Below are 24,008 nucleotides of genomic sequence, written 5' to 3' on the forward strand. Positions count from 1 at the left end.
AATAATACGTTTTTTACTATTTATAAGCTGTAATCGTTTGTATAGTTCCATCTGGATTGTAGTGCAATTCTGTCACTTTTACATTTCTTAAATGTGTTTTTCCAGAAAGCTGAATATCATGATAAAACAAGTACCATTTTCCTTTGACCTCAACAATTGAGTGGTGACTTGTCCAACCGTCAACAGGATTTAATATTACGCCTTTGTAAGTAAAAGGGCCATAAGGAGTATCGCCAACGGCATAGCAAAGGTTATGAGTATCACCCGTTGAGTACGAGAAGTAATATTTTCCTTTGTATTTGTGCATCCATGAAGCTTCAAAGAAGCGTTTGTCATTATTATCTTCTAAGAACAATTTACCATTCTCATCTAAAATTTTGATTTCTTTTACTTCACCGTCAAATTGCTTCATATCTGCGGTTAGCTTTGCTATTCTTGGCAAACGAGCGACTTCGCCTTTCTTTGGATTGTCTGTTACTCCTAAGTACGTATTTTTGTCATAACGTTGTAACTGACCGCCCCAAATGCCCCCAAAATACATGTAAAAGCTACCGTCAGTATCTTTAAAAACGCAGGGGTCTATGCTATAACTACCTTTGATGGGTTCTTTTTCTGCCTTAAATGGTCCTACAGGACTTTTACTAGTTGCTACGCCCATTCGGAATATATCTTTTTTATCTTTCACGGGAAAATACAAATAATACGTACCGTTTTTGAAGGCTGCATCAGGTGCCCAAAGCTGGCGACCCGCCCAAGGAATATCTTTGATAGAAAGCCCTACACCATTATCTTTTACTTTCCCTCCAATTTTATCCATCGATAAAATGTGAAAGTCTTTCATATCAAAATGCCCTCCTTCATCGTCTTGAGCAACGCCAGATTCAATGTCATGTGAAGGATAAACATAGATTTTTCCATTGAAAACATGCGCAGAAGGGTCTGCCGTATAGATTTCCTTTATTAATGGCTGTGAAATCGGTTGTTTCTTTGAATCTTGTGCTACTACTGATAATGTGATCATTGTCATTGAAACAATCATCAAAAAAATAGACTTGTTTTTCATTGCTTAAAATTAGTTTTGGTCATTTCTGCGACCTACTTGTTTAATATTTACTACAAAAATCATTTGTACTATATTTGATTATCACCCTAAACCAAAGCTCAGTATCATCCTTTAAAATGAAGATTAATAGTTTTTCATGATGCCTAAATCATAGGGAATTATTCCATAGTCAGCATAATTGCCATTTACTACGCCCTGAAATATTACTTGACAATGATTTATATCTTCTATTTCACACATTTCATCTATCCCCGAACGCAAAATTTCTCCATGCGATACTTGGTCTGTCCAATGCTCATTCGTTTCAATTAAATTAGCGTAATCAGCCCACTTTTCATTAAGTTTTGTCCAAGTGCCATCAAGACTTGATGCTTGCCATATTTCAAAGTAGCGTCTTATATCTTCTACCATCATATAGTATTTGCCATCCGCTTTATTTTTATATACATGGGGTGCTTCAAAAGTATCTGTAGCAACTACCACAGGCTCAGACCATTTATAGGGAAAATCGGCAACAAGCGTACTACGTTTTTTAATCGTAAAAGAGCCATCCTGAGCTGAATAAAAACAATGTATTTTTGTGCCATCTGAGATACACCAAAAATCAATTCCATCGGTAAAACCCATGGCTTTACCCGCTGACCATCCTTGAGGACTATTGATATCTGCATTGGTTGAAAAGGTTGCTCCTAAACCGCTTTGGTAGATTAAATACCAAGTTTTTTTTGATTTAAGTTGAAAAACCTGTGGTGCACAAAAATATGACCCTCCATTTAATGAAGTCATATAATTTCTATCGGCTTTTTTCAAGTCTGTTAGCTCTTTACCAGCAATATAACCCATGCGCCATTTAGTAGCGTCTCTTCCAGTGTAGAACACATGCCATTTTCCGTCAACATTCACAATGGTTGGGTCTTTTACCGAAACGTCGTCAAAAGTTCCAGTAATGCCTTCCAAGAAAACCCTATCGCCAGTTCTCCAAATAGGATTTGATTTCATCGTATAAGGAGGGCTTATTATCGTAGGCGTTACTTCTGTTTTTTTGCAACATATAAGTGCCGAAAAAACGAATAACCATCGAACTATTTTGAGACTGCATTTATTCACTACGCTTATCATTTAAGATTGATTATATTATTATTTTGGATATTTAAGTTGATAACCGAAGTCAATAGATTGTCTCCAAATTTCAGACATCGCAAAGTAAAATAATAAGTGAAAAAACATGTAGCACAAATTAATATATCTGTATTCCAAATGTTCAAAGGAAAATATAAAACGATAAATTCAATTCATTTTAATATAAAAATGAGTTTTAAAAAACGATTAGTGAAGAATTAATCACAAGTAAGCGATAAAGTAATGAACTTTATCGCTTGGATAACTGTATGAATTATCTGATTATTTAGTAGGCTCTTCAACTACTAAAATGCTTATTTTTGAGACTGAATATTGTGTGTTAGTGATAATATTTCTCTACTATCAATTTGTCTCCCTATTAAACTATTTCTAGCTCATATCATTTGAAAATTTCCAATGATATGAGCTAGAAATAACGAGACCTTACTATTAGTTTTTTTATATTTTCACAAAATTAAATACCATAAAAAAATATAACATCACGAACCATTAACAATATACGTTACATATCTTATTTAATGGTTTGAGTATAATTTTACATTTTAAATCTCGTTATGCTAATTATTTATCACCACTGTGGTAATACTACTTGGTGCTACGTTTAGTTCAACAATACTGCTGGTAACAGTCAAATTTTGCTTGGTTAAATTTTCTTTTTCAGTAGTAGTATAAGCAATAGCAGTAGTAGCAGCTAGTCCATTTAGCTGAACATTTTTAACAGAATTACTTTCTGGGTTTAGTATTACCACAACCGTCTGCGTCCCTTTCTTATAAGCTGTTATTTTTAAATAAGTATTCGTACTGAAATCCGTACCTATGCGAACAAACCCTGGGCGGACAAATTTTGAATAATGCGAGAAACCATATCCACGCTTAAGCACTTCTCCATTGATAGTACCCTCTTCCCCATCGCCAATAAATGAATAGTAGCGTTGCAAATACCACCAAATGTAGGCATTCCAATTATTAGTCATTGCATCATGGACGGAAACAAGCATTTTCATACTTTCAGCCCATTTGGCAGTTTCTGAATAGGTATTCCATTTAGCAGCACCCGTATTTCCAGTATCCAGATTTAATAAAAACTCTGTCATCCAGATTTCTTTTTTCTTTTGCTCTGCCAAAGGGAACTTCGCTAAACCACCACCATAAATATGACCCGCCACGATGTCAAATTTTTGAGAAGCCTCTTCATTAGATAGCAAGGCATTAGTCATGTTCTGGTTAAAATTCAAAGATTCTGGCGCAGCAAGTTTTGCTCCAACAATTTCGCCCGGAGCCTTCAAGAAATTAATCATGTCGTCGGCAGTCCAATCACAAGATTCATAAGAAGCTTTCCAATCAGGCTCATTTTGAATGGAAACCACATCTACAGGAGCACCATTTTGAGTCATAAAAACGATAAATTCATTGATGTAATCTTTAAATGCTTTGTAGTTTTCAGGCAATAAACGACCTCCTATATCACTTTTATTACTCTTGAGTGCTGCAGGAGGCGACCAAGGACAAGCCAATACTTTTGCTCCATATCTTTTTGCCTCTTTTACAGCTTCTACAATAATAGGCCATTCATTTTTATTAGAAGACAATCTTACCCTAAAAATGCTAAGCCCCAATTGGTTTTCATCTATCCCAAATGCTTTTGTTGCTTCCGTAGGTTTCAACGATTGCGTCCCCCACATTCTGTTTGCTGCACCAAACCCTGTGATTGTCTGATAGGTTGTCTGGGGGTTTATATTAATATTAAAAGGTGTGGGCTTAACCACAACAGGATTAGTATCAACAGCTTTTTCACAAGCTGAACAGATAACTATTAACGTGAATAAATAGAAAAAAGATTTGAACAAATTTTGCATAGTTATAGTAGGTTTTGTTTTATAAATGACAATAAAAGTTCTTACCAAGCCGTCTGAAACGGCTTGATAATTCTTAAACTCCAAAGAATGATATAACCACTATTCATAAAAATAGTGGTTATGTTTGTGAGATATTATTTAGTAAGTCGTTCGTATTTCAACTGTTTACTTGCCCAAGGAATGAAAAACTGAAAGTTAGGGGCATCTGTATGACCGCCATTGTGTTGGCGCCACGCTAATTCGCCGTCGAGTAATCCAGAAAGTACGGGAGGCATATTTTCAGTATTATAATCATTACTTACCCCTAAATCCTTTGCACCCAACAGTTTAAATACTGTTCCTGCCGCTATGGTAGCTTTATAACTCCCAACTTGGTCAAGCCATTTAGCATCTCCCTTTTCTGGTATGCCATAACTCACAAAAGTAGGACGTGGTGCACAAAGTGCCAGAAGTTCGTGTGAGTCTACGGGAATATCACAGCCTGTTTTACTCCCAAAAGAAGATTCAGCTGTAGCATACTTGAGGTAATTGCCAGCCAACCAATGAAATCCTCCTGAACTAGCCAAACTTTCTACTGCTTCACCAAAAACTCGTCTTTGTAGGGTAGTTCCACCCTTTCCCGATGAGCCAATTAATCCTAAGGCAAAACGTTGGTCAAAAGCCATTGCCACTAGCGCCGCTTTTCCATACCTTGAAACGCCTTCGATTCCTACTTGCTTGGCATTGACCAAAGGTTCTGTCTCGAGATAGTCTAGTGCTTTGGATGCACCCCAACCCCACGCTCTTAAAGCGCCCCAATCGTCTGGCTTTCTTGGTTGTCCTTTATTTACTAAACCAATAATTCCGCGCGTTAGTACTGCACCATTATCAGCCTGTATACTACCTGTTTCTAGCGTACAGTATCCCCAACCAGCCGCTAACAATTGCTCGGTAGGTGGAGAATCACCCGTGACTGGCGGTGCAAAAAAGCTAGGTGCGGGTAGTCTGGTGATAGGCGAATAAGCAGGGTACTTATCAAAAATCTGCTTTAAATCTGGGTTGGTCTTTATCATCATTTCCTTAAAAGCCAGATTTATTTTCTCCATATCGCTCGGGTTAGGCTGTGCTGGTGCTGGCAAGGTAGGGAAACCAAACATGATAAGTACTGGTACTGGACCTTTTACATTAGTCGGTAATACCACTACCATGTTGATATTTACATCAATCAAAGGATAGTCGGTATTATCTACATGACCAATCAGGTGTTTAGCCACTACGGGTACACGCCCTACAAATTCGTTATCAGTAACTTTTACTGTCCAAGTTACTTTAGGTACATTTTTAGGGATTCGCCCATACATTTCTTTTTCAAAGTCTTCAGCAATTTCTGGGCGACGTTGATTCCACCATTCTGTGGGAGTAGTTATTTTTTTACCATTTTTGGCAGTAAGAATATCTGGTAATAAAGGGCAAGGATTGGCCAATTGCTCATCGTAATTAGCATAATTTGGGTCAGCTTCACTAGCACTTGGCTCTGGTCTTAGTTTTTTAATACCTAATTGCTGCATCATATTAGCTTGGTCTTGCTGTGCAGTAAATGTGGTAAGGGGCGGGTATTTGTTACTATCAATGACAGTCTGTTGCGATAAGCCTAAATAGCTTAGGCTCATAGCTCCAATAAATATTAAGTATATTTTCATAGTATAGGAATTTTTAAACGCAATGATTATTTATCGGTTCTGAATGGTGATGCAGGAAGCCCCTCTTTATTATATAAATTAGGATTCACAGGATTATCAGCCCATGCATATCGTACATATAATGGCTTCGTTACTTCATCACTCCACACTATTACTTTATCTCCTTCAATTGTTGTTTTTGCCCAAACGAATTTTTTATCTTCCCCTGCAATAGCAAAATCTCCCAGTTGTTCGCCATCATTGGTTGTTAAGCCCGTTCCTACATTCGTAAAGCTGATAACTATTTTATTTCCTTCTATTACAGAAGACTCAAACAAAGGTCCAGAGCTAACCAAGTTTTCGTGATAGCCCAATTTCATGGCTGTTAGAGACAAGCGTTCGCCTACATCTTTTTTATTATCTGGATGAATATCGTTCCATTCACCAAGGTCAATGGCAACGGTCATGGCAGTGTTAGGAACTGATAATGCTTTTAGCTGAGATTCCCTTAATAAAGCCCAACTACTTTCTGTAGGAAGATAGCTATATTCCATAAAATTAGGCAGTTGCACATACAAAAATGGTAGGGAATCCTCCATCCATTTAGTACGCCAGTCCTGAATTAACGCAGGCAATAACTTTTCGTATGCTTGTGGCTGACCCGCATTGCTTTCTCCTTGATACCAACAAAAACCTTTAATCGCATAATTGATAATTGGAGCAACCATGGCATTAAACAAAGCCGTTGGTTGATTTTGAGCATTGATTCCACCGCCCCAATTACCCCCAGTAATGGGTTTATAGACTAACCCCACCTTATATTGCCAACTACCTTTAAGGTCAACAGTATCTGACCCTGAAAAAATACAATATGATTTATCAGGCACAAATCCGCCTTTGCCTGCCGTATTTGTTACACGGACTACAAAAAGATTTTTGCCTGATTTTAATACATCTTTACCGACTTTATACCTACGTTGTGGATATAAATAGGAAGTACTACCTATCCTCTTACCATTAATATACAGCTCATCGGCATCTACGATTCTCCCTAAAAATACTTGTGCCTGCTTGCCTGTCATAGTAGCAGGAATCTCTATTTCTCTTCTATACCACACTACGCCATTAAGGTCTTTTAATCCTTGGTCTTCCCAATATCCAGGAATGTTGATATTCCGCCAATGCTTAGGCATATAAGCGGACTCATACCATTTTGAAGCCCCCGATAAGCCTTCGTCCACTACTTGTACCGGTTTATTAGTACTAGTAGCAGGTTTTCGATTCAAACTATTAACATAGGAAGTATCCTTATTTTTCTCAATAATCCCCTTGATTGCCCCAAAATCTTTGAAGCCTTCTTCACTCATCCATGCCTCTATAGGTGTACCGCCTACACTGGCATTGATGATACCCACTGGCACTTTATATTTTTCATGTATTTTCTTAGCAAAAAAATAGGCAACCGCGGAAAAAGGTCTTACATCTTCACCAACCGCCGCTTTCCACTGACCATCGGGAAGGTCATTTTGGGCACCTTGAAGATTAGTGAGAGTAGGTATCCAAAACTGTCTGATTTGTGGATAGTTAGCTTCAGCAATCTCTTTTGCATAGGTTACATCATGGATATTCAACTGATGAACCATATTACTTTGTCCGCTACAAAACCACACATCTCCAATAAGAATATCTTGTATTTTGATTTGAGTCTGTCCTACAATATCCATCGTAAACGGTCCTCCAGCCTCCATGGCAGGTAAAACAATTTGCCAATTTCCCTTTGTATCAGTCGTAGTTTTATATTGTTTATTTTTAAACTTCACGGTGATTTTCTCGTTAGGAGATGCCCATCCCCATATTTTCAGGTTGGTATTTCGTTGAAGTATCATTCCGTTGCTAATTAATTTGGGCAAACGGAGTTGTGCATGAGCTACCAAGCTCATCACAGCCATTAAACAAAAGAGAATTGTCTTTTTCATAATAAAATCGCTAAACTAGGATCAAAGCCTCTCAAATTTTAGTAAGAGAATTTATGGGTTATTTTTTAGTGTTATCATTTAATGTTTCTTCAGGACCAAGGTAACTTTTTTCAATACCTCCAAAGTCAGCCACTAACTTTTGTAATACTACTCCCGGCGTTACTAACCAAAATTTCAAAGTATGCTTTCCTGCGTTAGGGATATTATGCTTAGTGGTTTTAATAATAATATTTTCTGATACCCATTTATTCCATATTCCCTTATCACTTGTTTTATCTTCTTTGTTTAAACTAATGATTTGAGGAGCCTCATTATCTACAGAAATTGCGTATTGCAAACCATTCTCTTCTCCATTAAAATTTAGACTAGGAGAAAAATAGGCATCTATCGCAAAGTCTCCCTTGCTATAAGTATAGATTTCGTATTCCAAATGAGGGGCATTGCCTTCTGGCTGTTGTTCCTTCCCAACCACTGGGAAAGCAGTAATAGCCGACCCCGTTCTGCCGTGGTCAGGAAGCACAGTCCATTTTATGCCATTTGTATTGATTGCCTTTGAATAATGATTAGCGTCAATCGATACCCCCTTTTGTTCGTCTTGATAAAAAATATTACCTTTTTGTCCTGTAGGAATTTGGGCTTTTTTTACTGTTTTAACCCCCAAGTCCTTTTGTTCTGCCACTGAATCTGCTAATACATACTTAACTACTGGTATTTTCTGTTTTACTGGTTGTTGCCAGTAAGTGTATCCAATGTGGGTCTGGCTCATCATGTGGTTCCACTTGCCGTTATTCAATTGGTGATATGCCAATGTAATTAATGAATCATTCGCATACAGTTGTTTTACTTTATCGGCATAAGTATTCGCTACGTTCCATTTATTATTAGCTGCTCTTTTGTTCAATGCCACATGATAATACATTTCATTGAGATTGGCACAGGCTTTTATAGGATGTAATACTAGTTGAAAATAAGCATCATGATATTCAGAAGGCAATTGTTTGTTGATGGTTTCAGCTTTTTTTAGCAAGTCATTATATTCAGTTACCACCTTTTTCCACTCATTATTATTCAGACTATACGTATCAGCGTCAAGTAATTCTGGTTTTCTTCTCCCGTTATACTTGGCATATTGATTCATTAAATAGGCAATTTTTTGCCCTTTTTTTTCCCAAAATTGTGCTTCAGCCCATGTTATACTATACTTTTGTAAGTCGTTCGCATTCATCTTTTCGGGATTCCAAGCATATGCTAAAAAGAACGAAATCGGAAATTCCATTGGTTTGATATCCCCTACATTTACAATCCATATATCCTTTACGTTATGTTCCCAAGCTAGGTGCATCTGTTCCCAAATACGTGGAAGTGGGTTAGTATTCAACCATTTATAATTTCGAGGGCCTCCAACATAATCAAAATGATAATAGATACCATAGCCTCCTTTTCTAGGTTTATCTGCTAATTTAGGTAGTCTACGTATATTCCCCCAATTGTCGTCACATAGTAAAAGGGTCACGTCGTCTGGTACGCTCATACCTTTTTCATAATACTCCTGAACTTCTTTGTATAGTGCCCACAGTTGTGGCGTTTCGCTGGCGGGCTTGCCAGTTTCTTCGCTGATGATATTCCTTTGGTCTTTCACTATTCTTTCCAGCAAGGCTGTAGCCGTTTCTCTAGACATTGGCTCATCGCCATCACCTCTCATACCTATGCTTACTATTTTCTCATTATATGCCCTTTTTATCCCTTCTCGCCAAAACTGCTGTAGCTTATCTTTATTGGTTTCATAGTTCCAAGCACCCTTTCCAACTCTTCGCCATTCGTCATGCGCACGCATCAATGGTTCATGATGTGAAGTACCAATAACAATCCCGTACTTATCAGCCATTTTTATATTCAGTGAATCATCGGCATAAAAGGCATTGCCCCACATCGCTGGCCATAGATAGTTTGCTTTTGAACGAAGTAACAATTCAAATACTTTTTCATAAAATGTATGATTAAAACCTCCAAACTTTTCTTTAGTCCAGCCAGATAAAGCAGGGGCTTCATCGTTAATAAAAATCCCTCTATATTTTACCTTTGGAGCATCAACAATTCTGATACTTTGTTTAAGATAAACATCCTTTTGCTTTTTGACAGGCACATCTGCCCACCAATACCAAGGCGAAACGCCTATTTGTTTGGATAGTTCAAATACGCCATAAGCAACTCCACGGCGGTCGTTTCCTGCAATAACAAGAACATTAGACACACCTGATTTTAGATGATTGACCGACTGTATCAGCGACGCTTCCCATTGGTTTTTAATGGCATTAGCGTCAATTTTCCTCTGTAAAATCAGTTCATTAATAAATGATGATTGTTGTATCGTACCGATTACAATGACATTTTTATGTGTTTTATCAACTGCATTAATAATAGGGATTTTTTTGCCTATTACTAATGCGATGTCTTGTTGTAAAAGTTCTGCTGATTTTTTTACAAGCGCAACTTCAGCATTATCAACATAGATGGCTGCTGTAGAGAGAGCAAAAGAAGATTTATCAACAGTAATACTTTGAGATAGCCCTGATATGGAAACAAGGAAAAATAAGGCAATGAATAGTTTTTTTTTCATTTATCTTTTTGAAATAATTAAATAGAGATTAATAGTTATATGTTCAGATAATTATGGCATTTTCATGATTACTTGTGCAAGAGAATACCTTATCGGGCGAGGAGTCTCACTGCTTACAATTAACTTATTAGAGAATTGCTGAAGGCTGTATAAAATATAAGCCACAGGGTGATTAAACGGTGGGGTACTTTTGACTAATAAGCATAGAAAACTTGATACAAATCTATTTAATCACCCTGACACAACAGAAAGAGGGCAATTGTCAAAATTGTCGCTTGTTATCCAACAAATTAAATTCCCAAATCAGGTTTATTCATAGCAAAGATACAAATAAAAAATTTCGTGCAACCGATTGCATGAAATTTTAAAGAATAAATTGTCATTATTGAAGGTATATTTAGCATTATACTCCCTAAATAGTAGTATAATATTAAAAAATGGAAAAATAGGATTACGATTACTTATTATAAATATGTAATCGGTTCAAATTGAATATTGACAACTATTTAAACGTCAGGATTGTGTTTTTTAGCGATTCTCAGAAGTAGGATTGGATAACTTAATACCCAAAAATGAGTCAATCTCTTCATAAGAGAACATTTGGAATTAAAAGATTGTCCATTTCTATCATACACCGATATAATGTATTTTGTATTTACTCCTTCCCCATCTACTTTTAAATAATGAATGTATTTGCTTACCTGTTTAACTAAGAAAATAGAAAAAATTGTTTGTATTAAATAGCTAAAGCTAACCATGTTGAGCATGAAAAAAAGAAGAATAGGTAAGCATTACCCCCCCCAATTAGCTCAGTTAAATTACTGTAAGCTGTGTAATCGATTATGAAGCCGAGTCATTTCTTTATTGAATTGATTCATTAATGACTGATATTCAGGAAACATTTCAAATAATATTGCTGTTCGCAACCCTTTGATGCTATCTCGTTCTAAATTATTTTCTAACGATTGCTTATGATCATAAAAACTATTCGCTTGAATTTTATCAATTATTTGTTGATAAAGAACAGGATTTTCTAATAAATAGCGTTTATCCAGCCCAGCAAGCGCTTTTTCATATTCCTGTTGTAGCATATTGATGTTTTCTTTTAACATCGATATTTCGCTATTTTGTTCAGTATTACGCTTAACTACTTTTTTTACTTTTTCTTTCTTTACTTCATATTTATCAAAAAGATTAGGCGTATAAACCATTGTATTGAGGAATCCGCCAATATTTTCTATGCTTTTCCCTGATGCTAACGTATGGAGGGTATAGGTAATCGCTCTTTCTATTTGCTCTGCTGGCACCTCTCCTACCCACTTCTTTACTTGCTGCATGGTAACGTATTTTTCTACTTTCTGAAATAATGTTTCAACCACATTATCGACAGCAATTATTTCTATGCCTTTTTCCGTAGTTTTTGCAGAAGCAACAGATTCTACTTTCAATCGTTGGTTTTTTGTATTCTCGAAAATATAGAAAGTAACAGCTACTACTTTCCTTTTCTGAATTTCTTCTTCAAACTGAAAATATATATCTGTGTACTTAGCCAAGTCTTTTTCTGCTCGTTTGATTAAACCTTTAAAATGACCATAGAGTTGGTATTCATGTGATTCTATCGACAGCAATTCCTTTAGTTCATCTAGCATGAACTTTCTTTTGCCTATCTTTTGATATTGTTTTAGCAATTCAAATAGCCTAACAGAATAAATACTGGTTAGGCTCAGGATATTTCTAATATCATATACCAAGTATCTGGCTTTTAATTCTAATAAAAATTGTTTGAGCGCAGGATGAAAACTAAGCTTGATATAATTTTCCTTAGCGCCTTCTTCTGGATTAGCCGTTGATGCCACCAAGTGTGTTTTAAAATATTCTCGTTTGCCTTCCGCTGTAGTGCGAAGTATTTCTACTTTTTTATCAAGCAATTTTTCAGCAGCTTTTTTTATACTATCATATACTAACCCTGAGTCATGTAAGTTAAACTCTCGCACGATATCTCCAGTGTTGATAGTATATTCATTAAAGTCTGTATCATTGTGTTTAATAAGTGTTAGCATATAAGCAAAAACCCTTGTTTCCCAAATATCAAATTTATATCGGGCTTCTACCAATTCGTTAGCTTTTCGAATTAACTTAATATCCGAATCGGTGTTTAATGGAGCTTTTTTCTTTTTGGTTGCCATTCATTAAAAAGGTAAATGCTCGTAAAAATATATGAATACTTATTAAAAAACAATAAATATATCACATTAAAAAATGGATGTGATATATTGAAATTTTTAAGGTAATTAATTACTCCGAATTATTTGTGATAGATAAATAAAGCCATTTGCATTTTTGAAAATAGTATCTTAATAAGATAGATGTTATTACATTTATTTTCCGTATCCGTTGTGATAGTTGGTAAGTCATGGTTCTCTATAACTTCTATCATGGTAATACTTTTCAAAAAACACTTTAATTACTCCGAATTATTTGTGATAGTTGGATACAAAGAATAGCTAAATAATAGGCATATCAAAGGTAATAAGACATAAAAAGATGATTAATATAATTGGTACATTTAACATCGGTTAAATAATCATTAAATGTGAAATATTAAGGAAAAGATTGTACAAAAAAACATTGAAAATTAGCATAAACATATTTCCGAATTATTTGTGATAGATAAAATCATTGACATTTATACACAAACGTTACTACGTCAATATTTGCTCCGAATTTTATGCGATACTTCTCCGAATTATTTGTGATACTTCTCCGAATTATTTGCGATAGATAAGTGCATTTTTCCGAATTATTTGTGATAGATGCCGAATTATTTGTGATAGATAAGCCCATAATAATCTAATTATCAAATAGTTACAAGGCCTGAAAGTATTTAAAATAATAAATTAAAATAAAACAACATTGTTATTGTTTATGTTTTTTATTAAAAAATAAACCTGAAATTGATATTGTCCTAATATTAGTAGTAGCTAAATATCATCAAAAGATACTACTAATAGTTTAAAATTAGGCTGTAATATATAACCTAATTAATATAAAAAATGTATTTTACTTAGTAATATTAAATACAGGTCTTATATTTGCATAACTTATTTTATACTATAAAAAATGCTGACAACCGAATTATTGATAAGATTCTTGAATAGGAATCCGGCCTTAACAATCACAGGCATTGAGAAAGAAGCGGGCATGCCTACAAGGTCGCTGACGCAAATTATTAATCTCAAAAGAGAACTATCAGATAAACAACGTTTGAAACTATTACCGATTTTGATGAAGTATGGTTATAGCGAGACGTTCAATTTAAAAGCTACTACGATTGCGATTGCTAATAACAAGGGTGGCGTTGGTAAAACAACCACAACGGCTTATCTAGGAGAGGCATTATCGAACAGAGGGCTAAAAGTACTTTTAGTAGATTTAGATTCTCAGGGAAATTTGAGCCAAATTTTTAATGTAACAACCGAAGAGGGACAGGTTTTCAATTCGTTGATTAATTTTAATGAAACCCTCCATATCAAACCAATTACAGAAAATCTGCATATTGCACCATCTGATTTAGAATTGCAAAAGGCAGAGCTATCTCTGCTCTCTGCTCCAGCTAATCAACAACGTTTACAACGAGCTTTAGTGCCGTTTTTAGATGTGTATGACTTTATTTTAATAGATTGCCCCCCTTCCCTATCTGTTTTGACGTTAAATGCGTTAAATGCATCTAATTCATGCATTGTAGCCATGCAACCAGAAATGAATGCTGTGAACGGGTTAAATTCTTTGTTTGGTGTCATTCTTGAAACACAAATTTTATCTAATCCAGGACTGAGAATAGAAGGCATCTTGTTTACGATTGTTGAAAAGAATACTGTTCATATTGGCTTGAAAGAAGCAGTTCGTGAAACGTATAGCAGCGTAAATATTTTTGAAACAGAAATTAAGAAAGGAATAGAAATCAAGAAAGCACAAGCGCTTAAATCACTAATTTTTGACTTTGATAAGAACTCAGCTGCTGCTAAGTCTTATGATCAATTGGCAGTAGAGCTTCTTAATAACTTGAACAATAAAAAGTAATCAGGGAATGGCAAAAAAGATTGATTTTAAAACACAGATGAAATCTAATGTGACGCAGACAGTAACTTCTGGATTGATTTCTAATGAAACAATAAAACAAAAAATAGTTATCTTAGATGAGCTCAAGAATCTTATTGAGCCTTTGCAAGAGGAAGAATTACAAGGTTTAGAGAGTAATATTCTTGCCAATGGATGTAAAGATTCTTTAATCATCTGGCAGACTACCGAAAAAGTAATAAATCCAGAAGCTATTACAGATACAGAACGGTTTGTATTAGTAGATGGACATAACCGTTATAAAATTTGCACCAAACATAACATTTCTTTTAATGTTATGCTGATGTTTTTTAATAGCTTACAGGAGGTCAAAAATTACATGCTTGACCTTCAGATGGGTAGGAGGAACCTGAGTCAAATTCAAATGGCATATTATCGTGGGTTGAGGTACAATAATGAAAAAATTACGAGCAAAGCTGAAAATTTCAGCAAAGACGCGGGTGATGAAAAAACATCTCAAAAAATAGCGAAGCAATTTAATGTAGATGAAAAAACTATTCGCCGTGATGGTGAATTCGCGATTGGATTAGAAAAACTTAGTCCCGCTTTTAAGAAAGAGGTGCTTGCTGGGAAACAAAAAGTTTCAAAGAAATCGGTACAACAACTAACGAAAGTGGTCGTAGATAATTCGATAGAATCTATTGAAGATTTAGAAAAGGTATTGTCTAAGAAAGATAGTGCGGAAACAACTCTTTTAACGGAAAGAAAAATAAATAGAGATACTATTCTAACAATTCAGAATATGCTTGAGAAAGTATATGAAACCAATAGTTTAGATGATTATCAATCTTTAAAAGTAAAAGTAGAGGAACTAGGAAAGATACTTTCTGAGGCTTAATTAGAAATTTTCTCCAAGTGGACATTATGTCCACTTGGAGAAATCCATGTTTAGCTTTGCACTTGTCGTTTGGGATAAATGGAATTCTTTTTACCTAAGAGTAATCATTTTAACATTTACAATAATCATACAAAGCGCTGTTTTCATTTGGGATAACGTCTTCATTAAGCCATTAAAATACGATTGTTACAGTGCAAAAAAACAAATTGTGATAGTTCAAAAATATCTATTTTAATGACTTTATCTTTTAAATGTTTGAATGAAAGTATTAGTAGAATCTGAGCTTATTTGTGGGTTAACCAGTTTTCTACGGCTCTCGAAAAATAGGCTACGTCAATAGGGGAGCTGCTGGTAATAATATTGCCATCTGTTACTACTGGAACTTCTAATTCATTTCCGCCAGCATTTTTGTTATCGACCTAAATATTCCAATAGTCAGTTAGTTTTTCCCTTTCAAAATATCTACCGAAGCCAGTACCAAACATTCTATGTACATGGATGCATCTTTATGTTTAAAGAAAGAAGGATAATCCGACATCCACCAATTTTCTTGTGCAAATTGTAATATATATTCTTTCTCTTGCCCATCAATATAAAAGACTTTATAAATACCAGATAGCACAAAGTACTCATGTTTTACTTCGTCGCCTTCGCTGAGAAGGTATTGCCCTTTTCTAACTTTTTTGAGCGTGAAATGAGTTTTTATTTCTTCAAACTCCTCATCATTGATGGGGGCATATGTGTTCGTAGTTTCTCCATGCGATATAAATTCACTTTTTACAAATATAGAGTATAGTCAAATTTTAGTCGCAAATACGATGGCATTATTTTAGATTATCTTGTTGTTTTCTTTTCTGCTTCATGACAAAGCCGATGTATTTAAGAGTTATAGGTTTTTTGTTTGAATAAGTGCATCTATTTTCACTTATTCATTGATAAAAATGTATATTTGTACAAATAATCAAACTAAAAAATGTTAAGAAGCCTTTATAAAGATTTAGTTCATTGGAAAAATTCACCCAATCGAAAACCGCTTATCTTGCAAGGAGCAAGACAAGTTGGAAAAACTTGGCTGATGAAAGACTTTGGGAAACAGGAGTTTGACAATACAGTTTACCTAAATTTCGAGAGTAGCGAAAGGCTAAAAAGCTTATTTTCAGTCGATTTTGATATACAACGCATCATTACTACGATTGAAATTGAAGTAGGCTACAAAATTCAGGCAGACAAATGTTTAATCATTTTTGATGAAATTCAAGAAGCTGATAAAGGACTTACTGCTCTAAAGTACTTCTACGAACAAGCACCCCATTATTTTATTATCGCTGCTGGCTCGCTTTTGGGTGTTTCTTTACAAAAAAGCACTTCTTTTCCAGTGGGGAAAGTAGATTTTTTGCAGATGTACCCGATGAGCTTTGCCGAGTTTTTAGAAAATACCGGTCAGCAATTACTCTTAGATCAACTTAAAATTGAAAATTGGGCTGTAATAGATACTTTTCACGAAAAATTGGTCGATTTGTTACGACGCTATTATTTCGTTGGTGGAATGCCCGAAGCGGTTGATAATTATATTCAATTTCAGGATTTGTACCAAGCTAGAGAAATTCAAAACAAAATCCTACTTGGTTATGAAAACGATTTTGCCAAACATGCTCCAATCGAAACAGTGCCAAGAATTCGATTGGTTTGGAGCCATTTGATTAGCCAATTGTCTAAAGAAAATAGAAAGTTTATTTACGGACAAATCAAGAAAGGTTCAAGGGCAAAAGACTTTGAAACAGCAATCAGATGGCTTACGGATGCGGGTTTAGTACTGAAAGTAAATATCGTTGAAAAACCCAATATTCCGCTAAGTGCCTATGCCGATATTGATATTTTCAAATTATTTTGTTTAGATGTGGGCTTACTCAATGCGATGGCAGGTATTTCGCCAAAAATACTTTTAGAAAAAAACAGTATTTTAACGGAATTTAAAGGGGCATTAACCGAGCAATTTGTGGCACAGCAATTGAAAATCAAACATGAAATCTATTATTGGTCTGCTCAAAACGCTACGGCTGAAATTGATTTTATGATTCAAAAAGAGCAAACAATTATTCCGATAGAAGTAAAGGCAGAGGAAAATCTCAAATCGAAAAGCTTGAAAGTGTTTGTAGATAAGTTTAAAACACAACAGAATATACGTTTTTCAATGAATAACCATAGAGTACAAGACTGGATGATAAACACTCCATTGTATGCGGTGAATAATTTATAAAAAGCCTTTTAAACAGAAATTACTAATGAAGAATCAATTGCTAATTCCCAAACTTTTCAAAAAATCTGCTCTGTAATTTCCGCCGATGGGTATTTCTGTTTTATCAATAAATACCCTGTTTCCTTCAACATGGCTTATTTTTGCTTTATTTATCACAAATGACCGATGAAGTCTTAGGAAATTTTGATTGGGCAATAATGCTAAAAAATCACTAAACGTCATGATTGGGAAAATAGTCTGGTTTTCGGAAACAATTAGTACATTATTTCCTTTGGCCTCAGCATACAGCAAAGAGCTAAAATCCACTTTATGTATTTTTCCATCAGCTTTTATGAAAGTAAAAGCTGATGTGGTTTCTTCTATCGGTTTTATAGAAGGTTGTTTTAATACAGCTAGTTTTTCTTTGACTTTATCAACTGCAATAATAAATCTGTCTAAGGAAAAAGGTTTGAGCAAATAATCTATTGCCGAAAGGTCAAAGGCATCAAGGGCAAATTCCTTGTATGCCGTAGTAAATATGATACAGGGTGGATTTTTAAGTGTTTTTAAAAATGCTATTCCATCCAAAACAGGCATATTAATGTCCAAAAAAAGTAAATCAACAGATTGACTTTCTAATATTTTCTTAGCGACAAAAACATTTTCGCAACTCGCCAATAGCTCAATTTCAGGCAAATGTGAACAGTATTTTTCTATAATTTGTCTGGCTATAGGTTCATCATCTACAATAAGACACGATATTTTATTTTCCATTTATCCTGAGTTTTACTTCATAGTTAGTTGTAGTCTCATTGATTTCCAAATCATACTCGCCTTTATATATCAAATCCAACCTTTTTTTTACATTGTCTAGGCCAAATCCACTATGTTTTTGCTTGTCATTGTATATATTATTATGAGAGTTTACAACCGAAAATAGTATTGAATTTCCCCAAGTTTTTAGGTTTATTTCTATATTTATCACATTATCCAGACTGTTTTTGGAGTGTTTAAACGCATTTTCTACAAAAACAATCAACAGCATAGGTGCTATTTTAAAAGGTTTTTGAGGGTTACTTTCTTCAAAGTCTGTTTTCAAGTTTAGGCGAACGCCTAAACGTATTTTTTCAAAATCAATGTAGTTTTTTATATAGTTTATTTCCTCTGTCAGTGGCACCATAATATCTTTGGCGTCATACACCGAATATCTCAACAAATCTGATAGTTTCAGCAATAAGTTAGGTATTTTTTGATGGTCAGTTAATGACAAACCGTATAGATTATTTAAGGTATTGAACAAAAAATGTGGACTTAGTTGAGACTGAAGAAGCTGTAATTCGGATTGACTATGCAAAGCTGATGTGTTGGCTACGTCTAATTTTTGTTCAGTACGCATGCGTGTGAGCTTTATGAGTAGACCAATTAAGATACTGATAACAAAATAGATAATCAACGCTATAGCGACAACTAAGAATTCCTGATGAGTGATAAGGGTGTCTATAATGGGCATTAAAGATACTATCAGGGCGAAAGTCAACCCAATCAGCACAATAAATACCAAATTACTGATATGCTTTCTTTGCCATAAACTGGCCAAAAAACGGCCTACAAATACACCAATCAACAACAAAATAGTTGATATTAACGCTATCTCGTCGTCATTATTCTTGAAAAAAATATCCGCAAATGCCATAAAGATAGTAAACAGGAGCATTGCAGCTATAAAAGACAGCCCTAAATAATTGCCGATTTTAACGGCTTCTTTTCCAAATATTTTTTCTAAAAAGCTCATTTTGTTTTTTTATACAAAATTGAATACCCTTATGTATAATTAAAATTATTGACTTCAAACGCCATTATTTGACTGACGAAATCGCATTTAAACCTGTTAAAACCTTTGTCAGTCCTTTTGCTATGTTTATCCCTTCAAAATTGATTTCTGTCAGACTTGTTTTCTGGGCAATCCCAAGAAAACAAACTTTGTCAAAAAAACAATTATGAAAAAACTATTTCTATTACTAATACTATCAGGTCAACTATTGGCTCAAAATAAAAGTATAGTCGGGAGTGTCAAAGATACTCAAAATGAATCGGTGATTGGTGCTACTGTCAAACTTATGAACAGTATCGACTCAAGTTTTGTGAAAGGAGGAATTACTGATATAAATGGAAATTTCTTTATCCAAAATTTATCTAGCGGCAGTTATTTTTTAGAAATCACTTCAATGGGTTTTTTGAAATATAGAAGTGTGAAAAAAACATTGGACGAACAACAAACTAAGGTAGAATTGCCCGTTATTATCCTTTTGCCTGCCAAGAGTACCACTTTAAACGAAGTAGTAGTTAGTGCTAAAAAACCGCTAATTGAACAGGAAATCGACAAAACGGTTGTGAATGTAGGAACGATGATATCGGCAGCGTCCAGTAACACCCTTGAAGTTTTAGAAAAAACACCGGGCATATCAGTGGATGCTCAGGGGAATATTAATCTCTATGGAAAAAGTGGAGCAATGGTTTTGATTGATGGTCGGAGTACCTACATGAGTGGGACAGATTTGGTAGCTTATCTTAAATCTTTACCAGGTGGTTTGTTAGATAAACTCGAACTGATGGATAATCCACCTGCAAAATATGATGCCGCCGGGTCTTCTATCATCAATATTATTTTAAAGAAGAACAAAGCGAGAGGTTTAACAGGTAACTTATCTTCAGGCATGTCGATGGGGCAAAAACTGAGAGTCAATAATAGTGTAAACTTTAATCTTAATCGCCAGAAAATCAATTGGTTTTGGGGAATAGACCAGAGTTTAGACAAGGACTACACAGAAGAAACTTCACAAAGGACAATTTTTAATGATGAAAAAATAAGTATAACCAATATTCAATCGAAAAACTACAGCGATTATAAATCTAATAGTTTGAATGGAAGATTTGGAGCAGATTTTACTTTAAGTGAAAAAACTATTTTGGGCGTGCAGTTTTTTTTACAAAATAGACCCCGTTCTGATGAGGCAAACTATGTAAATACGACAGCCACTCAAGAATTCAAAGGCAATAATAATGGGACCAATAATTGGAACTCAAAATCCGCCAATGTAAACTTCAATCATAAATTCAATAATAAGGGGCATGAGTTATCTGGGGATTTGAATATATTAAACTACCAGTCAGAAGGCTTACGAAATTTTAATAGAATAACAGAAAATGAGCTTTTTGACAACAAATTATCTAACAATATTAATATCTATAACTTCAAAACAGACTATTCACTACCATTGGGCAAAGGAGCCAATTTAGAAAGTGGATTAAAGTCGAGTTTTGTAAAAAACGATAATGATGCACTTTTTCGAGACGAATTTGCCGCAATCATTTACAGCCGAAGTAACCATTTTATATATCATGAAAACATAAATGCAGGATATATAAATATCAGAAAACCAATCAATAAAAAGTTGAGTTTACAAATGGGTTTGAGAGCAGAAAATACCAATATCTTAGGAGAATTACTAGCAAACGAAACTATTAAATACCAAAAATTTAATCAAAATTTCACCAATATTTTTCCTAGTGTATTTTTAAGTTATAACCTAGACAGTTTAAAAAACCACAACATTAGTTTTAATTTCACAAGGAGAGTAAATCGACCTAATTATCAACAGTTTAATCCATTTCTAAACTATGTAGATGCCTATAATTACACCCAAGGCAATCCTGATTTACAGCCGTTTTACTTGAATTTAGTACGATTTAGATATCAATATAAATCTATTTACACAATGGGTTTTGGCTATGACGGAGCGGATGGAATTCTGGGAGAAGTTACCATCAGAGAAGGCGAAACATTTATCCGAAAACCATTTAATACGGGCATTGGCAACAGAACATTTATTAATCACAATTTAACACTGCAACCGACCAAATGGCTAAGTTCAACATTGTATTTTCAAGTGGCTCGATTCGACATTAAAAGTAACATAAACGGAGAAACAAATCATACAGTATTTTTTACTGGAAGAGTATCTACCACTCAACAAATTAGTTTTGGGAAGGGGTGGTCAAGTGAACTTACGGCTCAGTACAAAACAGAAGAAAGAATCTATCCTACAACAGTGTTAGCTCGGGCATCTGTTTACTATTCGATGCAAAAAAAGATTTTGAAAGACAAAGGGGCGATAAAACTGAATATCAATGATATTTTTCACTCAGATACCTATCGAGAAAGGATTGAAAACTTTCAGAATATTTACCAAAATAGGGTTAATATAAACGATACTCAGCGAATAGGCTTGGCATTCAGTTATAGATTTGGCAATGAAAAATATGCCCGAAAACGCCGAAATAGAGATAATTCTGCAACCGAAGAAACAGAAAGAGTGCAATAAGGAGTGGGGAATATCAGTTTTCCCCCTATGCATCTCTAAAACTCCTTGAAAAAGTTAATCATTCCAACGCCAAAAGCTTTGATTATATTGGATGGAGCCTTCAAAATAGGGGATATTGTACTTTCCCGAAAGCTCAAGTGCGAAGTTTTAGGTAAATTCATTTGTTGTGAAATATTCAAATTTTGAAATTAATAACGCTTTTCGGTAGAAAATTGTCAGTAAGAAAGCTTATAATTTGTGAGAGGAGTGAGGCTATTCCATGTAAATTTTCTCCATTTAGTTAAATGAGGGCTCATTCAATCAAACCCAATTTAGCCTTCAAATCAGCAACTTCGGCTTCTAAGTTTTTGATGTGTTGGTATTGGGGCTGTAAAACCTCTTCAATTTCTTCAATTGTAAATCGAGGGGTAATATGTTGCGGGCAATTCCAGTCGTAGGCTTCAATATGGAGTACCATTAGGCGTTCTGGGCGAAACTTATAACCATCCAAATCAAGCAAATGATGTAATGCTGGATTATCCTTTAGTGCTACAATTTCGGCTTTAGCGTATATTTTTAATCGTTTTTTATTTGGATAATCTACTAAAAATAATGCTACTTTGTTGTTAGTAGCCATATTACCCACTGAGATATATTGCATATTGCCTTTGAAGTCAATAAATCCCAACCGATTTGCATCCAATACCTTTAAAAAACCCTTGGGTCCACCACGGTGCTGGATATAAGGAAAGCCATTTTCGCCAACAGTTGCCATATAAAAACTATCTCTTTGGGCAATAAAATGTTGTTCATATTTACTCAACCCTTCGTACATAGTTTGGCTTTCCATACGAGCATAGTTTGCTCTGCTACCAAATTGTTCTTGTAATTTTTTGGCAGCAGAGCTAAATCCGATTTCTGCAAAATTCTTTGCCATAATTTTATTTATTTATGGGTGTCTTTATTTTCATGTTCTGCCAAAACTTTATCCCATAAAGTATCACCACATTCATCAGGGATAACTACTTCTTCATCATTATCAAGAAGTAGTACTTGCTTTGGCTGACTCGCTAATAATGTTGCTAAGTCTAATTTTTTCGATTTCGTTTCTGTAATTTCCATTATCTTGTGTTAAAAATGTTTCTTAATATTGATTAAACATGTTAAAATGATTTTTTACAAAAACAGACAGGTCTGTTTTTGTCTTTTAAATAAAAAACTATAATAATTTTTCGACGATTCTACGAGTAGCTTCAATAGTCCAATTTTCTTTAAAAACTTTACTGCTTGCCAAAGCTCCCTCAAATAGTATGTACAATTCATCAGCAAGAGCTTCATTATGAATAGGTGCAAGAATTTCGATAAACAACTCACGGATTTTATTCTTTTGGTCTTGAATTAAAGCAAGTACGCCCTCATTGTTTTGTGGAATTTCGGCTGCAATATTTAAAAAATGACAACCGTTAAAGTTTGTTTGATTTGAAAATTTAACCAAAAAATCAAAGATACTAAGCACCTTTTCTTGTGGTGTTTGTTTTTGGTTGACTATGCTTCTCAAAACTTCGTTTGAACTAACAGAGGTATTTCTCAAATAGCTTTTCAATAAATCGACTTTTGAAGGGAAATGAGCATATAGACTGGCTTTGGCAATGCCCGCTTCGGCTATTATTTGGTTGATACCAGTTGAGTTATAACCTTGTTCATAAAATAATCTTGCGGCTGTATTTTCTATTTTTTTTTTGGTATCCATAAATTTCTTTTTTTACATAACAAAAGTAATTAAAAGTTTTTATAAAACATACAGACTTGTCTGTTTTTTTGTAAAAACTTTTAATTCAATATTTTTGAATGGACTCTTATTTTTCAAAACATTAATGAAAGAAAATGCAAAGCTCGATAATTAGTTAAAAAAAGTCACACATAAAAGCTTATAATTAAGGGGCGGTAACTTATACCAAAGACTATCATTTATTGTGAGCAATTCCTCAATCATTTCTATATGCTATGTGAATTGGTTTGTTAAGTTATACCCATTCACGTCTTACATTTATTAATTTTGTGTTATGAAAATACATACCAACGCAAGCTTAACACCTAAGCAAAGACAAATGATTAAAGATTTATAT

The 24,008-nt window shown here is 34.5% G+C and carries 17 protein-coding genes; 4 read left to right on the plus strand and 13 right to left on the minus strand.

What is annotated here, in order from left to right:
- Window positions 1-16: 16 nt before the first annotated feature.
- The 7 genes from VB264_RS11510 to VB264_RS11540 form a co-directional block, all read right to left on the minus strand.
- Entirely contained in the window at window positions 17-1,027 is a 1,011-nt protein-coding gene (locus tag VB264_RS11510) for a glycoside hydrolase family 43 protein (protein ID WP_407654653.1), read from the minus strand.
- A 159-nt stretch (window positions 1,028-1,186) separates the two neighbouring features.
- A complete protein-coding gene (locus VB264_RS11515) occupies window positions 1,187-2,062 on the minus strand; it encodes a non-reducing end alpha-L-arabinofuranosidase family hydrolase (protein WP_323249486.1) in 876 nt (291 codons plus the stop codon).
- A 698-nt stretch (window positions 2,063-2,760) separates the two neighbouring features.
- The gene (locus VB264_RS11520; protein ID WP_323249488.1) at window positions 2,761-4,059 is read right to left on the minus strand and encodes a glycoside hydrolase; all 1,299 of its coding nucleotides are present in this window, start codon (window positions 4,057-4,059) and stop codon (window positions 2,761-2,763) included.
- Window positions 4,060-4,193: 134 nt separating this feature from the next.
- Complete coding sequence (locus VB264_RS11525; protein ID WP_323249489.1) at window positions 4,194-5,738, minus strand: glucuronyl esterase domain-containing protein; 1,545 nt, start codon at window positions 5,736-5,738, stop codon at window positions 4,194-4,196.
- A 26-nt stretch (window positions 5,739-5,764) separates the two neighbouring features.
- Complete coding sequence (locus VB264_RS11530) at window positions 5,765-7,693, minus strand: sialate O-acetylesterase (RefSeq protein ID WP_323249491.1); 1,929 nt, start codon at window positions 7,691-7,693, stop codon at window positions 5,765-5,767.
- A 58-nt stretch (window positions 7,694-7,751) separates the two neighbouring features.
- Complete coding sequence (locus tag VB264_RS11535) at window positions 7,752-10,310, minus strand: glycosyl hydrolase 115 family protein (protein WP_323249493.1); 2,559 nt, start codon at window positions 10,308-10,310, stop codon at window positions 7,752-7,754.
- Window positions 10,311-11,128: 818 nt separating this feature from the next.
- On the minus strand, window positions 11,129-12,496 hold the full coding sequence (locus tag VB264_RS11540) for a replication initiation protein (protein WP_323249495.1): 1,368 nt from the start codon (window positions 12,494-12,496) through the stop codon (window positions 11,129-11,131).
- A 934-nt stretch (window positions 12,497-13,430) separates the two neighbouring features.
- On the opposite strand from VB264_RS11540, the gene VB264_RS11545 reads away from it, so the two are divergent.
- Both VB264_RS11545 and VB264_RS11550 read left to right on the plus strand, forming a co-directional pair.
- Entirely contained in the window at window positions 13,431-14,390 is a 960-nt protein-coding gene (locus VB264_RS11545) for a ParA family protein (protein WP_323249498.1), read from the plus strand.
- Window positions 14,391-14,397: 7 nt separating this feature from the next.
- Window positions 14,398-15,285, plus strand: a complete 888-nt coding sequence (locus tag VB264_RS11550) for a hypothetical protein (RefSeq protein ID WP_323249500.1) — start codon at window positions 14,398-14,400, stop codon at window positions 15,283-15,285.
- A gap of 439 nt (window positions 15,286-15,724) precedes the next feature.
- Here VB264_RS11550 and VB264_RS11555 read toward each other — a convergent pair whose 3' ends face one another.
- Window positions 15,725-16,072, minus strand: a complete 348-nt coding sequence (locus VB264_RS11555; protein WP_323249518.1) for a Crp/Fnr family transcriptional regulator — start codon at window positions 16,070-16,072, stop codon at window positions 15,725-15,727.
- Between the two features lie 186 nt (window positions 16,073-16,258).
- On the opposite strand from VB264_RS11555, the gene VB264_RS11560 reads away from it, so the two are divergent.
- Window positions 16,259-17,542, plus strand: coding sequence for an ATP-binding protein (locus tag VB264_RS11560; RefSeq protein ID WP_323249502.1), 1,284 nt, complete (start codon window positions 16,259-16,261; stop codon window positions 17,540-17,542).
- Window positions 17,543-17,575: 33 nt separating this feature from the next.
- On the opposite strand, the gene VB264_RS11565 is transcribed toward VB264_RS11560, so the two are convergent.
- Complete coding sequence (locus VB264_RS11565; protein WP_323249504.1) at window positions 17,576-18,295, minus strand: LytR/AlgR family response regulator transcription factor; 720 nt, start codon at window positions 18,293-18,295, stop codon at window positions 17,576-17,578.
- Window positions 18,285-19,313 (minus strand): sensor histidine kinase, encoded by a 1,029-nt coding sequence (locus VB264_RS11570; RefSeq protein WP_323249506.1) that lies wholly within the window; start codon window positions 19,311-19,313, stop codon window positions 18,285-18,287. The genes VB264_RS11565 and VB264_RS11570 overlap by 11 nt, the downstream gene beginning before the upstream one ends.
- A gap of 205 nt (window positions 19,314-19,518) precedes the next feature.
- Here VB264_RS11570 and VB264_RS11575 point away from each other — a divergent pair, with 205 nt between their 5' ends.
- Window positions 19,519-21,903, plus strand: a complete 2,385-nt coding sequence (locus VB264_RS11575; RefSeq protein ID WP_323249508.1) for an outer membrane beta-barrel family protein — start codon at window positions 19,519-19,521, stop codon at window positions 21,901-21,903.
- 292 nt (window positions 21,904-22,195) lie between these two features.
- On the opposite strand, the gene VB264_RS11580 is transcribed toward VB264_RS11575, so the two are convergent.
- From VB264_RS11580 to VB264_RS11590, 3 genes are all read right to left on the minus strand, one after another.
- Window positions 22,196-22,819: a pyridoxamine 5'-phosphate oxidase family protein gene (locus tag VB264_RS11580; protein ID WP_323249510.1), complete on the minus strand. Its 624-nt coding sequence runs from the start codon at window positions 22,817-22,819 to the stop codon at window positions 22,196-22,198.
- A gap of 8 nt (window positions 22,820-22,827) precedes the next feature.
- A complete protein-coding gene (locus VB264_RS11585) occupies window positions 22,828-23,004 on the minus strand; it encodes a hypothetical protein (RefSeq protein ID WP_323249512.1) in 177 nt (58 codons plus the stop codon).
- 97 nt (window positions 23,005-23,101) lie between these two features.
- Window positions 23,102-23,632, minus strand: a complete 531-nt coding sequence (locus tag VB264_RS11590; protein WP_323249514.1) for a TetR/AcrR family transcriptional regulator — start codon at window positions 23,630-23,632, stop codon at window positions 23,102-23,104.
- Window positions 23,633-24,008: the final 376 nt, after the last annotated feature.

It is taken from the genome of Arcicella aquatica (genome assembly GCF_034928825.1).
GTDB lineage: Bacteria > Bacteroidota > Bacteroidia > Cytophagales > Spirosomataceae > Arcicella > Arcicella aquatica.